2 tRNA genes and 3 rRNA genes are annotated in these 4,004 nt (G+C 50.7%); all 5 read right to left on the reverse strand.

What is annotated here, in order from left to right:
- Window positions 1-43: 43 nt before the first annotated feature.
- Window positions 44-159 (reverse strand): 5S ribosomal RNA (gene rrf, locus BLX41_RS00365).
- A 152-nt stretch (window positions 160-311) separates the two neighbouring features.
- A 23S ribosomal RNA gene (locus BLX41_RS00370) occupies window positions 312-3,203 on the reverse strand.
- A gap of 233 nt (window positions 3,204-3,436) precedes the next feature.
- Window positions 3,437-3,512 (reverse strand) — tRNA-Ala (locus BLX41_RS00375).
- Between the two features lie 10 nt (window positions 3,513-3,522).
- Window positions 3,523-3,599, reverse strand: a tRNA-Ile gene (locus tag BLX41_RS00380).
- Between the two features lie 123 nt (window positions 3,600-3,722).
- A 16S ribosomal RNA gene (locus tag BLX41_RS00385) occupies window positions 3,723-4,004 on the reverse strand; the annotation flags it as partial.

Consider the following 4,004-nt stretch of genomic DNA (forward strand, 5'->3'; position numbering starts at 1 on the left):
ACAAAACCCCAATTGCTTTCGCAATTGGGGTTTCGGAATTTAATCTTGACGATGACCTACTCTCACATGGGGAAACCCCACACTACCATCGGCGATGCATCGTTTCACTTCTGAGTTCGGGATGGGATCAGGTGGTTCCAACGCTCTATGGTCGTCAAGAAATTCGGTAGCCAGTCCGTTTACCTTACGGTCAACGTGCCAGCGAATGGGTATGTAATAGATTTGTGTGCTTTGTGAGCGGTGCAAACTTTCGGTTCGTAGCGTCTTCACACACCGCAACTCGCTTCTTAAGCAAATTGCTTGGGTGTTATATGGTCAAGCCTCACGGGCAATTAGTATTGGTTAGCTCAACGCCTCACAGCGCTTACACACCCAACCTATCAACGTCGTAGTCTTCGACGGCCCTTTAGGGAACTCAAGGTTCCAGTGAGATCTCATCTTGAGGCAAGTTTCCCGCTTAGATGCTTTCAGCGGTTATCTTTTCCGAACATAGCTACCCGGCAATGCCACTGGCGTGACAACCGGAACACCAGAGGTTCGTCCACTCCGGTCCTCTCGTACTAGGAGCAGCCCCTCTCAAATCTCAAACGTCCACGGCAGATAGGGACCGAACTGTCTCACGACGTTCTAAACCCAGCTCGCGTACCACTTTAAATGGCGAACAGCCATACCCTTGGGACCGGCTTCAGCCCCAGGATGTGATGAGCCGACATCGAGGTGCCAAACACCGCCGTCGATATGAACTCTTGGGCGGTATCAGCCTGTTATCCCCGGAGTACCTTTTATCCGTTGAGCGATGGCCCTTCCATACAGAACCACCGGATCACTAAGACCTACTTTCGTACCTGCTCGACGTGTCTGTCTCGCAGTCAAGCGCGCTTTTGCCTTTATACTCTACGACCGATTTCCGACCGGTCTGAGCGCACCTTCGTACTCCTCCGTTACTCTTTAGGAGGAGACCGCCCCAGTCAAACTACCCACCATACACTGTCCTCGATCCGGATAACGGACCTGAGTTAGAACCTCAAAGTTGCCAGGGTGGTATTTCAAGGATGGCTCCACGCAAACTGGCGTTCACGCTTCAAAGCCTCCCACCTATCCTACACAAGCAAATTCAAAGTCCAGTGCAAAGCTATAGTAAAGGTTCACGGGGTCTTTCCGTCTAGCCGCGGATACACTGCATCTTCACAGCGATTTCAATTTCACTGAGTCTCGGGTGGAGACAGCGCCGCCATCGTTACGCCATTCGTGCAGGTCGGAACTTACCCGACAAGGAATTTCGCTACCTTAGGACCGTTATAGTTACGGCCGCCGTTTACCGGGGCTTCGATCAAGAGCTTCGCGTTAGCTAACCCCATCAATTAACCTTCCGGCACCGGGCAGGCGTCACACCCTATACGTCCACTTTCGTGTTTGCAGAGTGCTGTGTTTTTAATAAACAGTCGCAGCGGCCTGGTATCTTCGACCGGCATGAGCTTACGGAGCAAGTCCTTCACCCTCACCGGCGCACCTTCTCCCGAAGTTACGGTGCCATTTTGCCTAGTTCCTTCACCCGAGTTCTCTCAAGCGCCTTGGTATTCTCTACCCAACCACCTGTGTCGGTTTGGGGTACGGTTCCTAGTTATCTGAAGCTTAGAAGCTTTTCTTGGAAGCATGGCATCAACCACTTCGTCACCTAAAAGGTAACTCGTCATCAGCTCTCGGCCTTAGAACCCCGGATTTACCTAAGATTCCAGCCTACCACCTTAAACTTGGACAACCAACGCCAAGCTGGCCTAGCCTTCTCCGTCCCTCCATCGCAATAACTAGAAGTACAGGAATATTAACCTGTTTTCCATCGACTACGCTTTTCAGCCTCGCCTTAGGGACCGACTAACCCTGCGTCGATTAACGTTGCGCAGGAAACCTTGGTCTTTCGGCGTGGGTGTTTTTCACACCCATTGTCGTTACTCATGTCAGCATTCGCACTTCTGATACCTCCAGCAAGCTTCTCAACTCACCTTCACAGGCTTACAGAACGCTCCTCTACCGCATCACTTACGTGATACCCGTAGCTTCGGTGTATGGTTTGAGCCCCGTTACATCTTCCGCGCAGGCCGACTCGACTAGTGAGCTATTACGCTTTCTTTAAAGGGTGGCTGCTTCTAAGCCAACCTCCTAGCTGTCTAAGCCTTCCCACATCGTTTCCCACTTAACCATAACTTTGGGACCTTAGCTGACGGTCTGGGTTGTTTCCCTTTTCACGACGGACGTTAGCACCCGCCGTGTGTCTCCCATGCTCGGCACTTGTAGGTATTCGGAGTTTGCATCGGTTTGGTAAGTCGGGATGACCCCCTAGCCGAAACAGTGCTCTACCCCCTACAGTGATACATGAGGCGCTACCTAAATAGCTTTCGAGGAGAACCAGCTATCTCCGAGCTTGATTAGCCTTTCACTCCGATCCACAGGTCATCCGCTAACTTTTCAACGGTAGTCGGTTCGGTCCTCCAGTCAGTGTTACCTAACCTTCAACCTGCCCATGGATAGATCGCCCGGTTTCGGGTCTATTCCCAGCGACTAGACGCCCTATTAAGACTCGCTTTCGCTACGCCTCCCCTATTCGGTTAAGCTCGCCACTGAAAATAAGTCGCTGACCCATTATACAAAAGGTACGCAGTCACAGAACAAAGTCTGCTCCCACTGCTTGTACGCATACGGTTTCAGGATCTATTTCACTCCCCTCTCCGGGGTTCTTTTCGCCTTTCCCTCACGGTACTAGTTCACTATCGGTCAGTCAGTAGTATTTAGCCTTGGAGGATGGTCCCCCCATATTCAGACAAGGTTTCTCGTGCCCCGTCCTACTCGATTTCATGACTAAGAGATTTTCGCGTACAGGGCTATCACCCACTATGGCCGCACTTTCCAGAGCGTTCCGCTAATCTCAAAGCCACTTAAGGGCTAGTCCCCGTTCGCTCGCCACTACTAAGGGAATCTCGGTTGATTTCTTTTCCTCAGGGTACTTAGATGTTTCAGTTCCCCTGGTTCGCCTCTTGCACCTATGTATTCAGTACAAGATAACCATCTTATGATGGCTGGGTTCCCCCATTCAGAGATCTCCGGATCAAAGTCTGTTTGCCGACTCCCCGAAGCTTATCGCAGGCTACCACGTCTTTCATCGCCTCTGACTGCCAAGGCATCCACCGTATGCGCTTCTTCACTTGACCATATAACCCCAAGCAATCTGGTTATACTATGAAGACGACATTCGCCGAAAATTTGCATTCTTAATTAAAAGAGAACTCACAAATTTTACCTTAGCCTGATCCGTTACCAGTGAAAGTAACGTTCAGTCTATCTTTCTATCACATACCCAAATTTTTAAAGAACGATCTAATCAAAAGACTAGAAATCAACATTCAAAGTGAATGCTCATTTCTAAGCTTTCAGAAGCAGTTTATGGTGGAGCCAAGCGGGATCGAACCGCTGACCTCCTGCGTGCAAGGCAGGCGCTCTCCCAGCTGAGCTATGGCCCCATAACAAAATTGGTGGGTCTGGGCAGATTCGAACTGCCGACCTCACCCTTATCAGGGGTGCGCTCTAACCAACTGAGCTACAGACCCAATTTCGAGCTTGTAACTGTTAGCTTGGAGCTATCAGCTTGGAGCTTAAAGCTGCTTCTATCGTCTTCTTCAATGAATCAAGCAATTCGTGTGGGAACTTATGGAGCAGCTGATGTCGTCGATTAAGGAGGTGATCCAGCCGCAGGTTCCCCTACGGCTACCTTGTTACGACTTCACCCCAGTCATGAATCACACCGTGGTAACCGTCCTCCCGAAGGTTAGACTAGCTACTTCTGGTGCAACCCACTCCCATGGTGTGACGGGCGGTGTGTACAAGGCCCGGGAACGTATTCACCGCGACATTCTGATTCGCGATTACTAGCGATTCCGACTTCACGCAGTCGAGTTGCAGACTGCGATCCGGACTACGATCGGTTTTATGGGATTAGCTCCACCTCGCGGCTT

The sequence above is a fragment of the Pseudomonas protegens genome, assembly GCF_003732485.1.
Taxonomy (GTDB): Bacteria; Pseudomonadota; Gammaproteobacteria; order Pseudomonadales; family Pseudomonadaceae; genus Aquipseudomonas; species Aquipseudomonas protegens_B.